Here is a 572-nt window from a genome sequence, read left to right as displayed (position 1 = left end):
CCCATACACATGTCGGCGCAGCCCGGCGAGCAGATCCTTGTCTACCGCCGCCGCACGGATCCGAGATTTTCGGATGTGCTGTTCGCGCTGGATGCGCAGGACGATGCCGGCAAGCGGCAAGAAGCCGTTCTTGCCGAGCGCGACCTGTCGGCCAGGCTGCTCAAGGTCTATCTCGAGACGCTGCATCCCGTCACTGGCGAGGACGTGGCGGCGGAGCCGATCCACAGGCTGTTTCATGAGCGGCTGATCGATGCCGAGACACGCTTGTCACCAGGCGGCCGGCTGGCCGATTTCTATGTCGGCAAGCCGTTCGTCTTTCCCGGTGCCGAGCTGGATTGGGATCGGTTTTCCCGGCTGAAATTCGTCATCAACGGCCAGCAGTACACCCACAGCGTCGGTGAGCTTTTCGATGCCGCCGCGGTGCGCTTGCGGCCCGACCGGCTTGCCGATGCCGGCGGCGTGGTCGCGCATGGCGACGCCCACAACGCCAATGTCTGGTACACGGCTAAGGCGGGGAGGGCGGAAATGTCCTTCTTCGATCCCGCCTTTGCCGGCTCGCATATCCCGACGCT

1 pseudogene is annotated in these 572 nt (G+C 64.3%); it reads left to right on the top strand.

Annotated elements, in window-relative coordinates:
- Positions 1 to 572 (top strand): annotated as a pseudogene (locus EN906_RS36480) (hypothetical protein); the annotation flags it as partial.

Origin of the sequence: Mesorhizobium sp. M7A.F.Ca.CA.004.06.1.1 (assembly GCF_003999135.1) — a bacterium.
GTDB lineage: Bacteria > Pseudomonadota > Alphaproteobacteria > Rhizobiales > Rhizobiaceae > Mesorhizobium.
The sequence above is the reverse complement of the archived record's forward strand: the minus strand, read 5'-3'. Positions and strand labels throughout refer to the sequence as shown.